The organism is Pseudoduganella danionis (assembly GCF_009720775.1).
GTDB lineage: Bacteria > Pseudomonadota > Gammaproteobacteria > Burkholderiales > Burkholderiaceae_D > Rugamonas > Rugamonas danionis.
The window spans coordinates 1-1,450 of sequence record NZ_WNKW01000023.1; the positions used below are offsets into that span (position 1 = coordinate 1).

The 1,450-nt window shown below is 53.1% G+C and carries 1 rRNA gene; it reads right to left on the bottom strand.

Annotated features, from left to right (window positions below):
* Positions 1–1,439 (bottom strand): 16S ribosomal RNA (locus GM655_RS22470); the annotation flags it as partial.
* Between the last annotated feature and the right edge of the window lie 11 nt (positions 1,440–1,450).

The window sequence follows — 1,450 nt, forward strand, 5'->3', positions numbered from 1 at the left end:
CGGTTAAGCTACCTACTTCTGGTAAAACCCGCTCCCATGGTGTGACGGGCGGTGTGTACAAGACCCGGGAACGTATTCACCGCGACATGCTGATCCGCGATTACTAGCGATTCCAACTTCATGCAGTCGAGTTGCAGACTACAATCCGGACTACGATACACTTTCTGGGATTAGCTCCCCCTCGCGGGTTGGCGGCCCTCTGTATGTACCATTGTATGACGTGTGAAGCCCTACCCATAAGGGCCATGAGGACTTGACGTCATCCCCACCTTCCTCCGGTTTGTCACCGGCAGTCTCATTAGAGTGCTCTTGCGTAGCAACTAATGACAAGGGTTGCGCTCGTTGCGGGACTTAACCCAACATCTCACGACACGAGCTGACGACAGCCATGCAGCACCTGTGTGCAGGTTCTCTTTCGAGCACTCCCAAATCTCTCCGGGATTCCTGCCATGTCAAGGGTAGGTAAGGTTTTTCGCGTTGCATCGAATTAATCCACATCATCCACCGCTTGTGCGGGTCCCCGTCAATTCCTTTGAGTTTTAATCTTGCGACCGTACTCCCCAGGCGGTCTACTTCACGCGTTAGCTGCGTTACCAAGTCAATTAAGACCCGACAACTAGTAGACATCGTTTAGGGCGTGGACTACCAGGGTATCTAATCCTGTTTGCTCCCCACGCTTTCGTGCATGAGCGTCAGTTTTGACCCAGGGGGCTGCCTTCGCCATCGGTGTTCCTCCACATATCTACGCATTTCACTGCTACACGTGGAATTCTACCCCCCTCTGCCAAACTCTAGCCTTGCAGTCACCATCGCCATTCCCAGGTTGAGCCCGGGGATTTCACGACAGTCTTACAAAACCGCCTGCGCACGCTTTACGCCCAGTAATTCCGATTAACGCTTGCACCCTACGTATTACCGCGGCTGCTGGCACGTAGTTAGCCGGTGCTTATTCTTCAGGTACCGTCATTAGCTCTGGATATTAGCCAAAACCGTTTCTTCCCTGACAAAAGAGCTTTACAACCCGAAGGCCTTCTTCACTCACGCGGCATTGCTGGATCAGGGTTGCCCCCATTGTCCAAAATTCCCCACTGCTGCCTCCCGTAGGAGTCTGGACCGTGTCTCAGTTCCAGTGTGGCTGGTCGTCCTCTCAGACCAGCTACTGATCGATGCCTTGGTGAGCCTTTACCTCACCAACTAGCTAATCAGATATCGGCCGCTCCAGGAGCACAAGGCCTTGCGGTCCCCTGCTTTCATCCTTAGATCGTATGCGGTATTAGCGTAACTTTCGCTACGTTATCCCCCACTCTTGGGTACGTTCCGATATATTACTCACCCGTTCGCCACTCGCCACCAGAGCAAGCTCCGTGCTGCCGTTCGACTTGCATGTGTAAGGCATGCCGCCAGCGTTCAATCTGAGCCAGGATCAAACTCTTCAGTTTAATCTCTGTTT